At 57.6% G+C, this 14,740-nt stretch carries 13 protein-coding genes, 1 tRNA gene and 1 pseudogene; 6 read left to right on the top strand and 9 right to left on the bottom strand.

From position 1 onward, the window contains the following. The 4 genes from AC2FNB_RS18065 to AC2FNB_RS18050 all read right to left on the bottom strand — a co-directional run. On the bottom strand, positions 1-1,289 hold a 1,289-nt coding region (locus tag AC2FNB_RS18065), incomplete at its 3' end, for a TRAP transporter large permease (protein ID WP_496748295.1). A 4-nt stretch (positions 1,290-1,293) separates the two neighbouring features. After that, positions 1,294-1,827, bottom strand: coding sequence for a TRAP transporter small permease (locus AC2FNB_RS18060; protein ID WP_480749377.1), 534 nt, complete (start codon positions 1,825-1,827; stop codon positions 1,294-1,296). A 64-nt stretch (positions 1,828-1,891) separates the two neighbouring features. Continuing rightward, a complete protein-coding gene (locus tag AC2FNB_RS18055) occupies positions 1,892-2,875 on the bottom strand; it encodes a TRAP transporter substrate-binding protein (protein WP_496748294.1) in 984 nt (327 codons plus the stop codon). Between the two features lie 39 nt (positions 2,876-2,914). After that, the gene (locus tag AC2FNB_RS18050) at positions 2,915-4,177 is read right to left on the bottom strand and encodes an NAD(P)/FAD-dependent oxidoreductase (RefSeq protein ID WP_480749375.1); all 1,263 of its coding nucleotides are present in this window, start codon (positions 4,175-4,177) and stop codon (positions 2,915-2,917) included. A gap of 117 nt (positions 4,178-4,294) precedes the next feature. Between AC2FNB_RS18050 and AC2FNB_RS18045 the strand changes: the two genes are divergently transcribed. Then, positions 4,295-4,810 (top strand): winged helix DNA-binding protein, encoded by a 516-nt coding sequence (locus AC2FNB_RS18045; protein ID WP_480749374.1) that lies wholly within the window; start codon positions 4,295-4,297, stop codon positions 4,808-4,810. An 11-nt stretch (positions 4,811-4,821) separates the two neighbouring features. Here AC2FNB_RS18045 and AC2FNB_RS18040 read toward each other — a convergent pair whose 3' ends face one another. Then, positions 4,822-5,946, bottom strand: coding sequence for an enolase C-terminal domain-like protein (locus tag AC2FNB_RS18040; RefSeq protein WP_496748293.1), 1,125 nt, complete (start codon positions 5,944-5,946; stop codon positions 4,822-4,824). 102 nt (positions 5,947-6,048) lie between these two features. Here AC2FNB_RS18040 and AC2FNB_RS18035 point away from each other — a divergent pair, with 102 nt between their 5' ends. From AC2FNB_RS18035 to AC2FNB_RS18015, 5 genes are all read left to right on the top strand, one after another. After that, a complete protein-coding gene (locus tag AC2FNB_RS18035) occupies positions 6,049-6,963 on the top strand; it encodes a LysR family transcriptional regulator (RefSeq protein WP_480749372.1) in 915 nt (304 codons plus the stop codon). A 168-nt stretch (positions 6,964-7,131) separates the two neighbouring features. Next, positions 7,132-8,079 carry an aminotransferase class IV gene (locus tag AC2FNB_RS18030; RefSeq protein WP_480749371.1) on the top strand — a complete coding sequence of 316 codons (948 nt, stop codon included), beginning with the start codon at positions 7,132-7,134 and terminating at the stop codon, positions 8,077-8,079. Between the two features lie 434 nt (positions 8,080-8,513). After that, positions 8,514-8,603, top strand: a tRNA-Ser gene (locus AC2FNB_RS18025). Positions 8,604-10,512: 1,909 nt separating this feature from the next. Beyond that, entirely contained in the window at positions 10,513-11,202 is a 690-nt protein-coding gene (locus AC2FNB_RS18020) for a hypothetical protein (protein WP_496748292.1), read from the top strand. Positions 11,203-11,276: 74 nt separating this feature from the next. Next, the gene (locus AC2FNB_RS18015; RefSeq protein WP_480749077.1) at positions 11,277-11,525 is read left to right on the top strand and encodes a ParB N-terminal domain-containing protein; all 249 of its coding nucleotides are present in this window, start codon (positions 11,277-11,279) and stop codon (positions 11,523-11,525) included. On the opposite strand, the gene AC2FNB_RS18010 is transcribed toward AC2FNB_RS18015, so the two are convergent. From AC2FNB_RS18010 to AC2FNB_RS17995, 4 genes and pseudogenes are all read right to left on the bottom strand, one after another. Next, entirely contained in the window at positions 11,517-12,530 is a 1,014-nt protein-coding gene (locus AC2FNB_RS18010) for a fatty acid desaturase (RefSeq protein ID WP_496748291.1), read from the bottom strand. The genes AC2FNB_RS18015 and AC2FNB_RS18010 overlap by 9 nt on opposite strands. Positions 12,531-12,603: 73 nt before the next feature. Continuing rightward, positions 12,604-12,810: a cold-shock protein gene (locus AC2FNB_RS18005; protein ID WP_480749079.1), complete on the bottom strand. Its 207-nt coding sequence runs from the start codon at positions 12,808-12,810 to the stop codon at positions 12,604-12,606. Between the two features lie 474 nt (positions 12,811-13,284). Next, positions 13,285-13,455: pseudogene (locus AC2FNB_RS18000) on the bottom strand (IS5/IS1182 family transposase); the annotation flags it as partial. A 22-nt stretch (positions 13,456-13,477) separates the two neighbouring features. Beyond that, positions 13,478-14,443, bottom strand: coding sequence for a LysR family transcriptional regulator (locus AC2FNB_RS17995; protein WP_480749080.1), 966 nt, complete (start codon positions 14,441-14,443; stop codon positions 13,478-13,480). Positions 14,444-14,740 lie beyond the last annotated feature (297 nt).

Here is a 14,740-nt window from a genome sequence, read left to right as displayed (position 1 = left end):
TTTTCAGGCAACCACGTTGCGATCTCGGGGAAGGCGATCAGCACAAAGACCATCAACACCATGATCAGGAACATCGGAAACGCCGCGCGCGCGATGAAGCCCATTTCATGATGCGTCATGCCTTGCAGCACGAACAGGTTGAACCCGATCGGCGGCGTGATCTGCGCCATCTCGACGACAACGACGATGAAAATGCCGAACCAGATCAGATCGATGCCCGCCTGCCTCACCATCGGCTCGACCACAGCCATGGTCAGCACCACCGACGAGATACCGTCAAGGAACATGCCCAGGATGATGTAGAATACCAGCAAGACCATCAGCAACTGGAATTTGCTGAGTTCAAGCTGAGCAATCAGATCCGCCAATCCGCGCGGCAGGCCGGTAAAGCCCATCGACAGCGACAGAAAGGCGGCTCCGGCCAGGATCAGCGCGATCATCGCGCTGGTGCGGGTGGCCCCCATCAGGCTTTCAGTAAATGTCTGCCAGCTGAGCGAGCCCTGGCTGGCAGCCAGGATCAGCCCGCCGATGACGCCGAATGCTGCGGCCTCGGTCGCGGTGGCATAGCCCAGGTACATCGATCCGATCACCACCAGGATCAGGCAGATCACTGGCAGAAGAAATCGCGAATTTGCAAGCCTTTGCCCCAGTGTCAGCGGCGGTTCCTGCGCCGGGTTCCATGTCTTGGACACCCGCGAGGAGATTGCCACATAAGCCATGAACATCGTGGCCAGCACCAGACCGGGCAGGATACCTGCGAAAAACAGTTTCGAAATCGACTCGTTGATGGTCACGCCATAGACGATCAGCGTCAGCGACGGCGGTATCATCAGGCCAAGCGTGGCCGCGCCCGCCAGCGTGCCGATTATCATCGGTTCGGGGTATTGCCGTTTTCGCAGTTCGGGGATCGACATTTTGCCCACCGTTGTCAACGTTGCAGCGGACGACCCCGAAACGGCGGCAAACACGGTACAGCCCACGATATTGGTGTGCACCAAACCGCCGGGCAGCCCGGCCATCCAAGGGGCCAGCCCCTTGAACATATCCTCGGATAGCCGCGTTCGATACAGGATTTCGCCCATCCAGATGAACAGTGGAAGTGCGGTCAGCGTCCACGAGGACGATGCTGTCCAGATCGTGGTCAGCATTACGTCGCCAACCGGGCGGGTGGTGAACAGCTCCATCCCCACCCAGGCCACACCCATCAGCGCAAGGCCGACCCAGACGCCGGTTCCCAGCAGAAGGAAGAGCACAAAGAGAAAGAGAATGATGATCGAGAAATCTTCCATTACCTTACTCCCCAAAGCTCTGATCGACGAGATCGCGTTTGATGCGGTGCTCGCCGCTGATGATCAGGCTGATCAGGTGGTCCGTCAGAGCGATGGCAAAGATTACTGCGCCCAACAGCATGACGGATTGCGGTATCCACAGGGCGGTTCTGTCCTGTCCCTGACTGATATCGTTGAACTTCCACGACCAGTAAACGAATTTGACGCAGTAGCGTACGAAGAACCATGCAATTGCCGTGCCGATTGCAAAACACCATATGTTGACCACGCGTTGCATGGTCGGGCCAACCGCATTCAAAAGGATCGAAACACGGATATGCGCACCGCGGTTCAGCGCGTTGGCAAAGGCCAGGAACGAGGCCGCCGCCATGGCGTAGCCCGCATAATCCGGTGCGCCGGGAAATACCTCGCCCGTCCAGCGGGCAATCATCTGGATCACGATCAGCACAAGGATCGCGATCAGGCAAAGCGCGGCAAGAATACCAGAGCCGAGGTACAGGAAATCTAGGGCGGAGCGAAGCCGCTGGGCCATTGTCATGATGCCCCCCTGTTTTTTGCTGATTGGGAATGGGGCAGGCACCATCGCCCGCCCCGGTCCGGAGTCATTCCGACTTGGACGCCTTGAAGGCTTCGACGATCGCCGCACCGTCGGCACCGGCGGCCTCCAGCCATTCGGCTGTCATGGTTTCACCGATCTGCTGCAGCTCGCCCTTCAGTTGATCGCTGGCCTTGGCCACGGTCATACCGCCGTCGCTGAGACCCTTCAGGGTAAAGTCGGTGTATTGGACTGCGCGCCAGGTACCCGCGTATTCCGCCAGTTCCGCACAGCCCTGGATCACGGCCTTGTTCGCGTCCGAAACGCCCGACCAGGTGTCCGAATTCACCATGACATAGTTGCGCGGCAGCCAGGCATCCACTTCGTAGAAGTAATTCAGGCTTTCCCAGACTTTGCGGTCATAGCCGGTTGCGCCCGAACTGACCATCGAATCCGCAACGCCGGTGGCGAATGCCTGGCTGATTTCGGCCGCCTCGATGGTGACCGGCAACATCCCGGTCAGTTCCGCCAGACGCGCGGTGGCGTTGTTGTATGAGCGGAACTTGACGCCCTTCATGTCAGCGACCGAATTCACTTCGTCCCGGAAGTAAAGGCCCTGCGGCGGCCACGGTACCGAATAGATCAGGGTCAGGTTCTGGTCGGCAAGTACCTTTTCAAGAGTTGGCTTTGCCGCCTTCCACAGTTTTTCAGCGTCGTCAAAGGACGTCGCCAGGAACGGGATCGAGTCGACGCCGAAGATTGCGTCTTCGTTCTGGTGACCCGACAACAAGCGTTCGCCGATCGGCACTTGTCCGGTCTGGATGGCGCGCTTGATCTGTGCGCCGGGGAACAACGAACCCGACGGGTGCGTCACGATCTCGATTTCGCCTTGGGTGCCGGTCGTCACGCATTTGGCGAATTCCGCGCCGGTCACCGAATGAAAGTTCGAGCCGGAATAGGCCATTGGCATGTCCCATTTCTCGGCCATGGCCGGCATCGCCGCAGCCGCAGTCAGGGCAGTTGCCGTCATCAGTTTCGCAAGTGTTTTCATGGTTTTCTCCCTGGTGTGAAGTGTTTGATTGCGTGGTTGTTAATGCCCGGCCTTCGTATAGCGTGCCGGTGAATAGACGCTCAGGTCAACATTTGGCTGTCGCCCCGAGATGAGTTGGGCCAGCAAACGGCCCGTTTTGGGGCCGCCTGTCAGCCCAACATGATGGTGTCCGAACCCGGTGAACGCGCCCTTGATGTGCGGCAACTCTCCGATCACCGGGATTGAATCCGCCGGGGCAGGGCGGTGGCCCAGCCATTCTGTCACCTCGGCGGCTTTCAGGTCTGGAAAGACCGCTTTGGCGCTTTTTCGCAGCAACTCGATGGGACCCTCCGAAGCGCCCGCTTCAAGACCACCGAATTCGACCACACCTGCCAATCGCAAGCGCCCATCCATCGGGGTTGCGACGATTTTCCGGGCTGCCACCATAACGGGGGCCTTCGGCATGATCGACGGTTCCCAGAATTCGATGTGGTATCCGCGCTCCGCCTCCAACGGGATGTTCAGACCCAGTTTCCTGGTCAACGGACCCGACCATGCGCCGGTGGCGATGACCGCTGCATCGCAGGCAATGTTCTGCCCGGCGGCACGTACTGCGATGACATGCCCGTTTTCATGCACGATGTCCTCGGCATCCGCCCTTACCAGCTGTCCGCCTTGTGCCTGAAAATGCCCGGCAAGGTCCTTGACATATCGGCCCGGGTCGGCGATTCGGCCATGATCCTTCAGGCGCACCGCAAAGGTCAGGTCGGAGGCGAATATGGGATCGTAGGCATGGAACTCCTGCGCGTCGAACTCGTCCCAGGTGAAACCGTGTTTGCGCCGCAAGCCCCAACCGAACGCATCTTCCCGGAAATGCGGGCGATCATTGTAGACGAACAGGTAATCCGACGGCTTGATCCATTTCTCGGCCCCCGTTCCCTGTGCAAGTGCCAGATGGTCTTGCAGGCTGTCGCCCACGATCGGAGCCAGAGCCGCCGCCGCCCGTTCAGCACCACTGGTATTGGCGTTGCCCAGGTACTTGAGCAGCCACGGCGCCAGTTTCGGCAAATAGCCCCATCGCAGAAACAGCGGCTGATTAGGGTCGAACAACATGCGCGGCGCCTTGGGCAGCAGGCCGGGAACGGTCACCGGCACGATCGAGCAGGACGCCAAAATGCCGCCATTGCCGAACGAGGTGCCCTCGGCCGGGCCTTTCTTGTCGATCAGGATGACCCTGTGGCCATCCCGCTGCAGCCATATTGCGGTCGAAACCCCGACGATGCCGGCGCCGACGATGGCAATGGTTTTGGGCGTTTCAGTCATGATGCCCTCCACGGGTTCGCTGCTGAACGGACCGATTCGATTGGACATAGAGTGCCACACGGGGAGAAAACGTCAACAAAATGTTGACAAAGTGACGGTGAACAATATTCTGACGCCATGTCAAAATCCATTCTTGGCCCCATTGTATCCTCTGCTCACTTGGCCGAAGGGAGCTTTCCGGAAGTATCCGAGTTTGAATTCGGGCTGATCATCGCCGGGCACGCCTTTGCCCGCTGGACCGTGCGCGCCATGGCCGCCGCCGGTTATTCCGGCCTGTCCTCGCTGGACGTGCTGGTGCTGCACACGGTCCGCCATCGGGACCGCCCCAAAAAGCTGGCCGATATCTGTCATGTACTGAACGTCGAAGACACGCATACGGTCAATTACGCGATCAAGAAACTCAGCGCGGCAGGGTTGGTCAAACAGGGCCGTCAGGGAAAGGAAAAGACTGTCGAAGCCACGCCAGAAGGCGCCGCTGCCTGCACGCGATATGGCGAGATACGCGAGGCGCTCTTGCTGGAAGCGATGCAGGAAATCGGTGTCGAAGCCGAACAGCTTAGCCGGGTGTCCGCGCTGATGCGCCTGATGTCCGGGCAATACGACCAGGCCGCGCGTGGCGCCAGCGTGTTCTGAACACCGCGCGTTCATGTCGATTTCCGAACGCTGTAGTGATCAAGCTTGTCCAGATCGGGTCGCCCTCCCAACCCCGGACCGTCCGGGACGACAACCTGGCCATCCTTGACGGCAAATGGCGTCTCCAGAATGTCCTCTTTCAGGAAATACAAAGCCTGATAGAACTCGCAGCCCAGCGTTATCTCGGGCGTCGCGGCGATCATGTGGGTTCCGGCCAGATGCGCCAGCCCGGCCTCGAACATATCACCGCCATAGGCCGTCAACCCGTGTGCCGCTGCCATCCGCGCAACCGTCTGAGCGCGGGACAAACTGCCTGATTTCATGATCTTGACCGACACGCCGTCGCAAATGCCCTCGCGCGCGGCGCGCGCCATGTCTTCCGGCCCGAACACGCTTTCATCCGCCAAAAGGGGAACATTGGTCAAGCCTCGCAGCTGCGCCATCATGTCGAAATGGTGGTACCTGACAGGCTGTTCGATGAAATCCGGGGTAAAGCGGGCCACATCCAGCACGCGCGGCACCGCTTCTTCGATCTCAAGCCCCTGATTGTAGTCGACCCGCACACGGAACTCGGGAAAGTCCTGAGCGATCCGTTCAAGCCGCATGATGTCAAAGGCATGGTCCTTGAACCCGGTCTTGAGCTTGATAAGCCCGACCTTGTCGGTACGCAGGCGCTCCATCAACTCGATATCCGCCCCAAAATCCGGATTGGCGATAGAACAGCTTAGCGGAATCGTGTCGCGACACTTGCCCCCAAGCAGGGACCAGACCGGCTGACCGCTGATCTGCCCGGCCAGATCCAGCAACGCGGTTTCCAGCGCTGCCTTGGCCTCGGTGCAATGGGCCACCGCGCGGGCGGCTTGGGCCACTATTGCTGCCCTGTCACCAACACTCCGGCCAACCACCAGTGGGCGAAGGTACCGGTCCAGCGCGGCATAGCTTGCCTCGGGGGTTCCGGTGAAAACCGACCAGGGTGAGGCCTCGCCAAACCCTTGAGCACCACCCTCGGCGGTCAGGCGCAAAACGACGATTTCACAGGTTCCCTCGACCCGTCCGATGCCATGATCCCTTGCGGAAACGACGGGCAATTTCAGGTGCCACAGATCAAATCCGGTGATGGTTTGCAAAAGATCCACGCTGTCCTCCCCCAAGGTCAAGAACAGTGTGCGGCGTCATTTTCATCATTTCAAATACTAATATTTTTGCAATGCATCAGCAAAAATGATGTATAGTGTTATATGGCCTCCTTCTTTCGCCACTATCAGGCTTTTCACGCCATTATCGAAACCGGGACCGTGACACGCGCGGCCGAGCAGCTTGGCGTCTCGCAGCCGGCCATTTCCAACCTTCTGGGGCAACTGGAGCGCCACTCCAAGCTCAAGCTCTTCGAGCGCAGCAGGGGCCGCTTGCTGCCGACGCCCGAAGCGATGGTGCTGTACGAAGAAATCGATACCGTGGTCCGGGGCCTTGACCATGTGAATCAAGCGGTGGTGGACTTGCAGAACCAAAAGGCCGGCCAGTTGCAGGTGGCGACCAGCCACGCCATGGCCTTTGGGTTCATGCCAGGAGAAATCGCGCGGTTTGCCGAGGACAAGCCGAACCTGACCATCGCGTTTCAGTCTCAGTACTCATCGAAGATACAGGAATGGGTCGCCGCGGGCCTGTTCGAGATAGGGATCTGCGAACCCCCTTTGCGTCAGGACGGCCTGGACTATACGCCCTTCTTCTTCGAGATCCTTTGCGCGGTTCCGCAAAATAGCCCACTGGTCGAACATAAAGTGCTGACCCCGAGGCTGCTGGATGATATCCCGTTTATCGTGATGGGTGCGGATCACATGGTCACCCGGCGTGCGCGCGAGGCGTTCCATACCGACGGGGCCAACATGAAAACGAGATGCCACACTGATCTGTTCCGAAACGCGTTGAATCTGGTCAAGCAGGGGCTGGGAGTGACCTTTGTCGATCCCTTCACCCTGTCCAGTGACGACCGCGAAGGATATGTGCTGCGCCGTTTTGTGCCGCAGATCGTGCTGGACGTGGTCATCGTCACCGCGCGCGGGCGCCCGATTTCGGCGATCGGGGAACAATTCCTGTCGCAGGTCTCGGCCAGTATGAGTCGCCTTGCAATATCTCCTGCCGTCGCCAGGTTGTGACAGTTCATCGGCGATCTGATACGCGACTTATCCTGAGAGCACTGGACGTTCTGGCGATCTTGCCAGAGAAAGCATGTGCGCCAGGCAAGAGTCGCGCCTTGCCCGACATTACCCGCCAGCCTGCCGCCGATCACATGATCGGCCAAGACACAGAGGGAAGACAGACAGATGACCAAACACAGCCATTCCACTCACGATGCCCAGGCAGACGATCGCAACGAGAACATTCTGATCTACGTCGACGGCAAACTGGTGCCCAAGCGCGAAGCAGTGGTTTCGGTCTATGACAGCGGCTTCATGCTGGGCGACGGCATGTGGGAAGGGTTGCGCCTGTATGACGGCGAATGGGCCTTTTTCGACGATCACATGGACCGGCTGTTCAATTCGCTGAAATCGGTCTCGATAGACATCGGCATGGGGGCTGAAGACATCCGAAAGATTCTTGATGATACCGCCACGGCCAATGGCATGACAGGCGACGCCCATTGCCGCCTGATGATCACGCGCGGGCGCAAGGCCAAACCGTTCCAGCATCCGGGTCTGTCGAAATGGGGGCCGACCATCGTGGCCATCGTCGAGCATTCCACGCCCGCCGATAGCCTGCAATCGCGCGGTATCAGGCTGGCAACGGTCCCGCAGGTGCGCGGCTTGCCGATGAGTCAGGACGCCAAATACAACAGCCACTCCAAGCTGAACTGCGTGATCGCCTGCCTGCAGGCCGAGCAGGCCGGCGCGGATGAGGCGCTGATGCTGGACCCGCACGGGTTCGTCAACACCACCAACGCCTGCAATTTCTTCATCGTGCGCCGCGGCGAGGTTTGGACTTCGACGGGCGATTACTGCATGAACGGGGTCACCAGGCAAAAGGTGATCGACCTGTGCCGCGCCAACGGCATTCCGGTGCAGGAAAAGAACTATTCACTTTACGAGGCCTATGGCGCGGACGAGGCGTTTCTGACCGGCACCTTCGGGGCGCAGACGCCAGTGGCGGAAATCGACGGCAAACCGATCGGCGACCATACGGGCGCAGGCCCCATGACCTTGCGCCTTCGCCAACTCTACAAGGATCTGGTTGCGCAAAACGTGGTCGAGCAGAAGGCATCGAAAACGAAATAAGGGGCAGTGATGGCGGATTGGCCCGGATTACACGCCGGAACGTGGTTGAAATACGCGACGCGCCCGACGGGTAGAATATTCGTGGGAGCAGGCGGGGTCGACCCTGCGTGGCCGAACTCCGAAACTCCGTAACTGTCCTGCCAGATGCGATGTTTGATGCCGGATCTCGGTTCAGCAAGAAACAGTCCCATTTCATATCGGCGGCAGTAAAAGAAAATACTGCCGACAAACTGAATCTCGCCGGTCCGAGCGGCGCACATCGGGTGCTGGCGAGCCGACACCGTATCAGACAGACGACAAATCCGTGCACGAAATTGCCGCTCGCCTCCGCCTTTCCGTGCTATTTCAAAGGGTTCGAGTGGTTCCGTAAAAAATTCCCAAAGCTGCCGAATTGGCCTTGAATTTCCGTTGCTTGCGCGGATATACCCGTCGGCGGAGACGTGGCCGAGTGGTCGAAGGCGCTCCCCTGCTAAGGGAGTAGACGGGAAACCGTCTCGAGGGTTCGAATCCCTTCGTCTCCGCCATTTCACGGCTAACCTGCTGATATAAAACGATACTGGTTTTCGGGAAGGCCGAAATCCGCGCCCTGGTACAGTCAACTGGTACAGTGAGGGCACCGAATGTGCTCAAGCTCAGCATGGACACAGGCACATCGCTTGTCGACTTGGCCGCGAACAACATCGCGGGGAAGCGGCTCGCACCCCGGACACAGGAAAAGCGGCTGCGTTTCTTCTTGTCCATGCTCCGCTGGGCGAAAAAGCGCGGGCTGATAAAACAGGTTCCCAGTGAAGGTGTGAGCACCATGGTCGAGCCGAAGTCAGCCAGGGACGCAGGGAGACCGTGTTGGCTAATGGGCAAGGCGCGAAAAAGAGCCACCACATGCCCGCACCGCGAGTGCTTGTGCAGCATCGACTGGCGAAAGCGGCGCGAGTATCGCTGCGTTGCAGCTAATGTCGTCAGACCGGTTATTCAAAGCATCGAAAAGCCGTAGTCTTAAATTGCACTTTGACCGCATTCGGGCGCGACAATCGAGACGCGGACTTAAGTTGCCGTTCCCTGCTGGTCCGACCCTAAATCACCACAACGGCAGATTGACGCTGGACAGAATATTTCGGTGTTTCACGAGGCAACTTGGCTACTGGCAGTCTCAAAAACTATCTGTCTTGGCGGTGCCAGCACAGCGACTGGGCCAACTTCCTTGACTCTATGCTGGCTAAGAACCACAAGAGTGTATTGGTGAAAATTACTCGTTGCCGCGATGCTGCCGGCTTCGATGATCCAATGGCCTTCAGACCAATTGTAGCATGTGCCCCAGCATAGGAACGGGTTTGGCTGGGGTCTTCGCTATGAGCTCGTTCCTCGCAAGCATTCGCAACTGTCACCTGACAAGCCCCAGTCATCGCGTGACTCATGAAAGAAGGCGCCGTATGAACAGCACATGGCTAATAAATAGCGTGCTTGATGCCCGATAGATCAGGTCTCAGGCTCCGTTTCAATCAGTCATTCATCGTGTTTTCGCACGGCGTTCTTTGTTTAATCCCGGCATTCTTGTTGTTGTTCACAGGAACGCAGCTTCCTGCCCAAGCCACAGGCAATGCCGACGGATCGGTTTGTGACGAAGGTTTCGAAAACAAGAATGGATCGTGTCAAAGAACAGACGTACCAGAAAACGCATATCTGACGGGCAGTTCCTATGGCAGTGGCTGGGAATGCAATCATGGTTTCCAGCATGTCGGGGAGTTTTGCGAGGAAATCAATGTTCCTGAGAATGCCTATCTTGCATCAACCGGAGATCGATGGGAGTGCAATCGGCTCTTCCGCCGAGTCGGAGAAGAATGTGAAGAACTGATTGCGCCTCAAAATGGGTACGTCGAAACCCGGTTTGGCGCACAGGAAATACACTGCAACTGGGGATTTCGTAAGGAGGACCAGGAATGTGTTGCAATTAATGTCCCAAGCAACGGCCGTCTGACTGACAAAAACAGCCCGGATGGTTGGGTATGCCTCAGAGGTTACAGGGCAGCAGAGAGCGGCTGTGAGCCTGTGGCTATTCCAAAGCATGCATATCTGGCATCTGGAACTTTTTCCGGATGGAAATGCGAACGTGGTTTTCGCGCAAACCGGGACAGGTGCGTTGCGATCCTTGTCCCTTCAAACGCTCACTTGAATCGAAGAGGTGACGGATGGGAATGCAATCGGTCGTTCACACGACAGAACGACAAGTGCACCGAAAATGTGCCGAGACAATAGGTCGGTGGAAATCAATACCTCCTGACATATCCGGAAGGACGAAGCCGTGAACCATAACTCGATTGATGAAAATCTGGGTAAAAGCCTCAAAGCCGAAAAGGCTCGTCGCCGGTCCCACGGGATTAAGATATCTATTGCGTCAGTGGTGTTTGTTGCGGCGATAATTGTAGTGGTGTTTCTCTGATGCGTAAAAATGCCCCTCAAGTAACACTTCCGGGCTCAAAGATGTCAGCTCGTGGTCTGGAACAAAGAGCATTTCAGGACCGCAATGTTCGTAAGACGCGGAACGCTGACGTATCGGGAGTGATTGAAGAAGAGTTCGGAAAGTACTTGATTAAGGCAGGAATGCTGAGCGGTAACAGCGTTGCGCGCGCATTCCCCAAGCCGCCTGCTAAAACGCAGGCAATGATCGCCGACGCAGTTGGTGAAACACCCGCATTGGCCATTGAAGCACTAAAAAACACTCTCAAAGAGCGAGACAAAAAACGAAGCGGTCAACGCCGTTTGGAGGGAAACTCTGGCACCTTCGTTCCCAGTGAAAGAGAATATGCCGAGGCATTGCGCCAGATCAGGCTGACCCCTGCACAGGTTACAATGCTCAAAGCACTGACAATAGCAGGCAAGGAAGGTCTGACCATTGGTCACTTGTCTCAGGCGGCCGGTTACAAATCGCGCGAGGCGTCCGTCAAGGTCTTCAAGAAAATCGGGTTTTTGATCGCAGAATATCTGGAACTCGAACTTCCCGAAGGCGGGTCTGCTCAGAATGATGGCGCTGCTCAAGTCCTGGCATTTTCTCACGTCGAAAATGACGATAAACCAGCCACTTGGATCATGCATCAGGAACTGCGCGACGCCGTGCGTTCTATTCTATGACGAAAAATCAAGCACCTAAATACGAAGAGAGTTCCTGACCGCTCCAAATGCACGAAAGGTTGCACGCATAGCTTATGCTGAAGAAAAAATCATACCCGCTCGACCTGATCTATGTACCTGTGAAACGTGCAAAAACACTTGATCAGCAAAAAGTCCTGTCGCTGGCCGAAGATATCCTGAAGAACGGCCAGAAAACCCCGATTCAGATACGCGCGGACAACAAAAGGTTCGTACTGATTGAAGGCCTTCACCGACTAGAGGCCATTCGCGCCCTCGGAGGAGACACTGTCGAAGCCTACTTGGTGCGCGCCAGGCTACACTAAATTTTTGTTGGGATTGGCGTTCGACAAAGCCTCGGAAAACGTCAGCAGGCGCTGACTTTCTTCATCCCAAAGATGCAATCGCGCGCAGTGAAAGCTCTCATACAGAGTAATACGCTGGCAGTTTTCCAACTCGGAATGGTCACGCAAAACCTCGTTTAGCCGATAAAACGGTATGCGGCTGGCAAGGTGGTGAACATGGTGCACACCAATATTGGCAGAGAACCATCGCAGGATGCCTGGCAGGGCATAGTGAGAACTTCCATAGAATGCGGCGTTCTGAAGATTCCACACTTCTTCCCGCTCCCAGGTCGTGTGTTCAAACTGGTGTTGAATATAGAATAGCCAAATACCAATCGATGATGCGACAATCATGGTTGGCAGATAAACATACGCCAACACGTCAAAGCCTCCGGCCCAAATAACCAGAGGCAATAACCCTGCAATCGCGGCGTTTGTTCCCATCGCACTTGCCCAATACAGCCAGCCCGACCGCATGAAACCAAGAGGTAAGCGGTTTTGAAGAAAGAACGTATAGATCGGCACAATACCCAAAAGGAAGATGGGATTCCGGGTCAGACGATAAGCGGCACGCCCGAACCATTTCCGCTTCAGGTATTCTTCAACAGTCAATGTAGGGATGTCACCCATGCCACGTCGATCAAGGTTACCCGTTGAGGCGTGGTGAATCGCGTGGCTTTGTCGCCAAACGTCGTAGGGTGTCAGGGCAAGAATACCCAGAACCCGGCCTGTCCAATTGCAAACGGTTCGGTTTCTAAAGAAAGATCCATGACCACAATCATGCATAATGATGAAGATACGGACCAGAAACGCGGCATTCAGGATGGACAGTAATATTGCGACCCAGACACTAAAAGATAACGCAAACCACGCTATAGCCCATAGCGCAAATAATGGGACAACAGTGACCGAAAGTTCAAAAACACTGCGCTTCGCATCGGCCACACGATATTGCGCGAGTACCCGCGTCCAGTCTTTTGGTTGCAACTTACGTGTTCTCCAACGGCTTTTAGTAGTCCATTGTGCAAACGGGCACCCCCAAAAGGGTGCCCGAAAAAGATCAAGCCAGTGCCAGATTGGCGGCGCTGTCGCGTCCGTCACGGCCGGCTTCAACGTCGAAGGTCACCTTCTGGCCATCCTTCAATTCGCTGATGCCGGAACGTTCAAGTGCCGAGACATGCACGAATACATCGCGCTTACCGTCTTCAGGCTCGATGAAGCCAAAACCTTTGGTCGAGTTGAACCATTTTACTGTGCCATTTGCCATGGTGGTAGTCTCCTAATACTTGCCGCCCGCATGATTGCGGCGACTCGGCGTGGTCGGTCTGAATCGAAAGACTGAACGCCGAATTGAGGAGACAGCAGGTCGAAAAAGAAAAACGTAAGCCTAATGTATATGGACTTCGAGTACGCACGATACAAGCCTTGATTCAGTGGAGTAAAACAGAGGATTTGAATCTCCCTGGCTCAAGTCAGGATAAAGAGCACCAGAGCCGTTGCCAAAGCACGCTTTGTCTGTGTCCTGCTCATTGCCGGACAAACGCTTGCTGCGCCCGGAATGAATGGTCCGTCTTCATGCCGCAGTGCCGCGCCAACGATGATGCACATGAGATAAAACCTATGCTGCGAGCGCGCGCAGCGAAAATCTCCAAGGTACAGTTTGGGCTCACGGACTAACCCGCTCTCGCGGCAAGGGGCAGCGTCACGGCCCTTGTTGAGACTGGTTGGAATCAGTCTGACAGCACCCTTCTTTCCACAAGCCCCTGTTCTTGCGGATCGGAAAGATTGGAACGGCATCGCGCTCGATGATGGCATTGTTACAGCGGCGCGTGTCGCAGGCGCCATCGGCGATCACGGTGTTGATCGGCTCGTCCGGCGGGGTCTGGCTGGGCAGGTCAGATAGTACTGGGCTGGCCGCCCCCAGGCCTGAACACCTAACCCGGAATGATCGTCAGCCGGTCGTTCAGCCACGGCAGCCGCGCCACCGCCGGATCGATCATATGCGCCTGCATCAGGCGGCGCATCATCTCGGCCACGTCGCGCGGCACCTGATCGGACCAATCCGACCGGGTGTACAGGGATATCCGGCGCGAGAAATCCCCGAACGGCACCGGAAACACGTCGATATCGTCGTGGAACCGTTCGGCGCGCATATATCCCAGCGGTGTCGTCAGCGCCCACCCCAGCCGCCGCCCCACCATCGCCATCAGCGCCAGATGCGAGCCGATCTCGAACCGCTCCTCGAATTCCAGCTTGTGCCGCGCCAGTTGCGCCTCGATCTGGCGGCTGATCAGCTGCTCGCGCGCATAGCGCAGAAACGGCAGGTCCGCCAGCGCCCCGGCCACATCGCCGCCCTCGGGAACCGCCCCTTTGGGCGCCACCAGAATGAAGGGGTCGTTGACCAGCGGATATTCCACCACCCCTTCCAGCATCTCGCCGCTATGGGCCGAGACCGCCAGATGCAGCCGCTGCGAGGCCAGCGCCTCGAAGATTTCGAGGCTGGGCAGGGTGACCAGCTTGAACTTGCTGCGGGTCAGGCTGTCGGCCAGCAACGTCGCCAGCCGCGGCGTCAGGTCATTGTCGAAATCGTCGATCAGCCCGATCGACAGCATGCTCAGGTGGCCCAGATCCATCACCATCAGCTCGCTCTGGGCCTGTTGCAGTTCCGACAGCACCGCCTCGGCGCGGGTCTGGAAACCGCGCCCCGCCTGCGTCAGCCGCATCGGCCGCCGCGTGTGATCGACCAGATCGACGCCAAGCGCCTGTTCCAGATTGCGCAGCTGCTGGCTGACCGATGGCTGGCTGAGCCCGGTGACCTCGGCCGCCTGCGCCACCGAGCCGGTGCGCGCCAGCGCCGCGAACACTTCCAGCCCCCGCAGGGTCACACCCTTGATCACCATTCAACCGTCCCTTTCCGCTGCGCCATTTCTGAAAGGCCCCCGGCGTCAGGTCAAGCACTCAAACCCGGCACACCGCACTGGGGTGGCCGGGCAAACCCGTCAACACTGGGATCAAACCTTAGCGGCAGGCGGCCTGCGCCAGCTGCCCAAAGACCTCATACCGCTCCCACAGCGTGTCGTCCTCGGCGGTTTTCGACATCTTCACTTCCTGCGCCTGATGCGGGTCGGTGAACCACTTGGCCACGGTGCGCTGGTCGCCGCGTGACAAGGTGTCGTTGGCCACGCCCTGAATACAGT

It is taken from the genome of Ruegeria sp. BHSB058 (assembly GCF_059613285.1).
This window is presented reverse-complemented; position numbering and strand designations above follow the sequence as displayed.

What these genes read in the sequence shown, in the direction of transcription:
- AC2FNB_RS18060 (WP_480749377.1), bottom strand. Translation starts at nt 1,827, where the DNA reads ATGACAATGGCCCAGCGGCTTCGCTCCGCCCTAGATTTCCTGTACCTC.
- AC2FNB_RS18055 (WP_496748294.1), bottom strand. Translation starts at nt 2,875, where the DNA reads ATGAAAACACTTGCGAAACTGATGACGGCAACTGCCCTGACTGCGGCT.
- AC2FNB_RS18050 (WP_480749375.1), bottom strand. Translation starts at nt 4,177, where the DNA reads ATGACTGAAACGCCCAAAACCATTGCCATCGTCGGCGCCGGCATCGTC.
- AC2FNB_RS18045 (WP_480749374.1), top strand. Translation starts at nt 4,295, where the DNA reads ATGTCAAAATCCATTCTTGGCCCCATTGTATCCTCTGCTCACTTGGCC.
- AC2FNB_RS18035 (WP_480749372.1), top strand. Translation starts at nt 6,049, where the DNA reads ATGGCCTCCTTCTTTCGCCACTATCAGGCTTTTCACGCCATTATCGAA.
- AC2FNB_RS18030 (WP_480749371.1), top strand. Translation starts at nt 7,132, where the DNA reads ATGACCAAACACAGCCATTCCACTCACGATGCCCAGGCAGACGATCGC.
- AC2FNB_RS18020 (WP_496748292.1), top strand. Translation starts at nt 10,513, where the DNA reads ATGCGTAAAAATGCCCCTCAAGTAACACTTCCGGGCTCAAAGATGTCA.
- AC2FNB_RS18015 (WP_480749077.1), top strand. Translation starts at nt 11,277, where the DNA reads ATGCTGAAGAAAAAATCATACCCGCTCGACCTGATCTATGTACCTGTG.
- AC2FNB_RS18005 (WP_480749079.1), bottom strand. Translation starts at nt 12,810, where the DNA reads ATGGCAAATGGCACAGTAAAATGGTTCAACTCGACCAAAGGTTTTGGC.
- AC2FNB_RS17995 (WP_480749080.1), bottom strand. Translation starts at nt 14,443, where the DNA reads ATGGTGATCAAGGGTGTGACCCTGCGGGGGCTGGAAGTGTTCGCGGCG.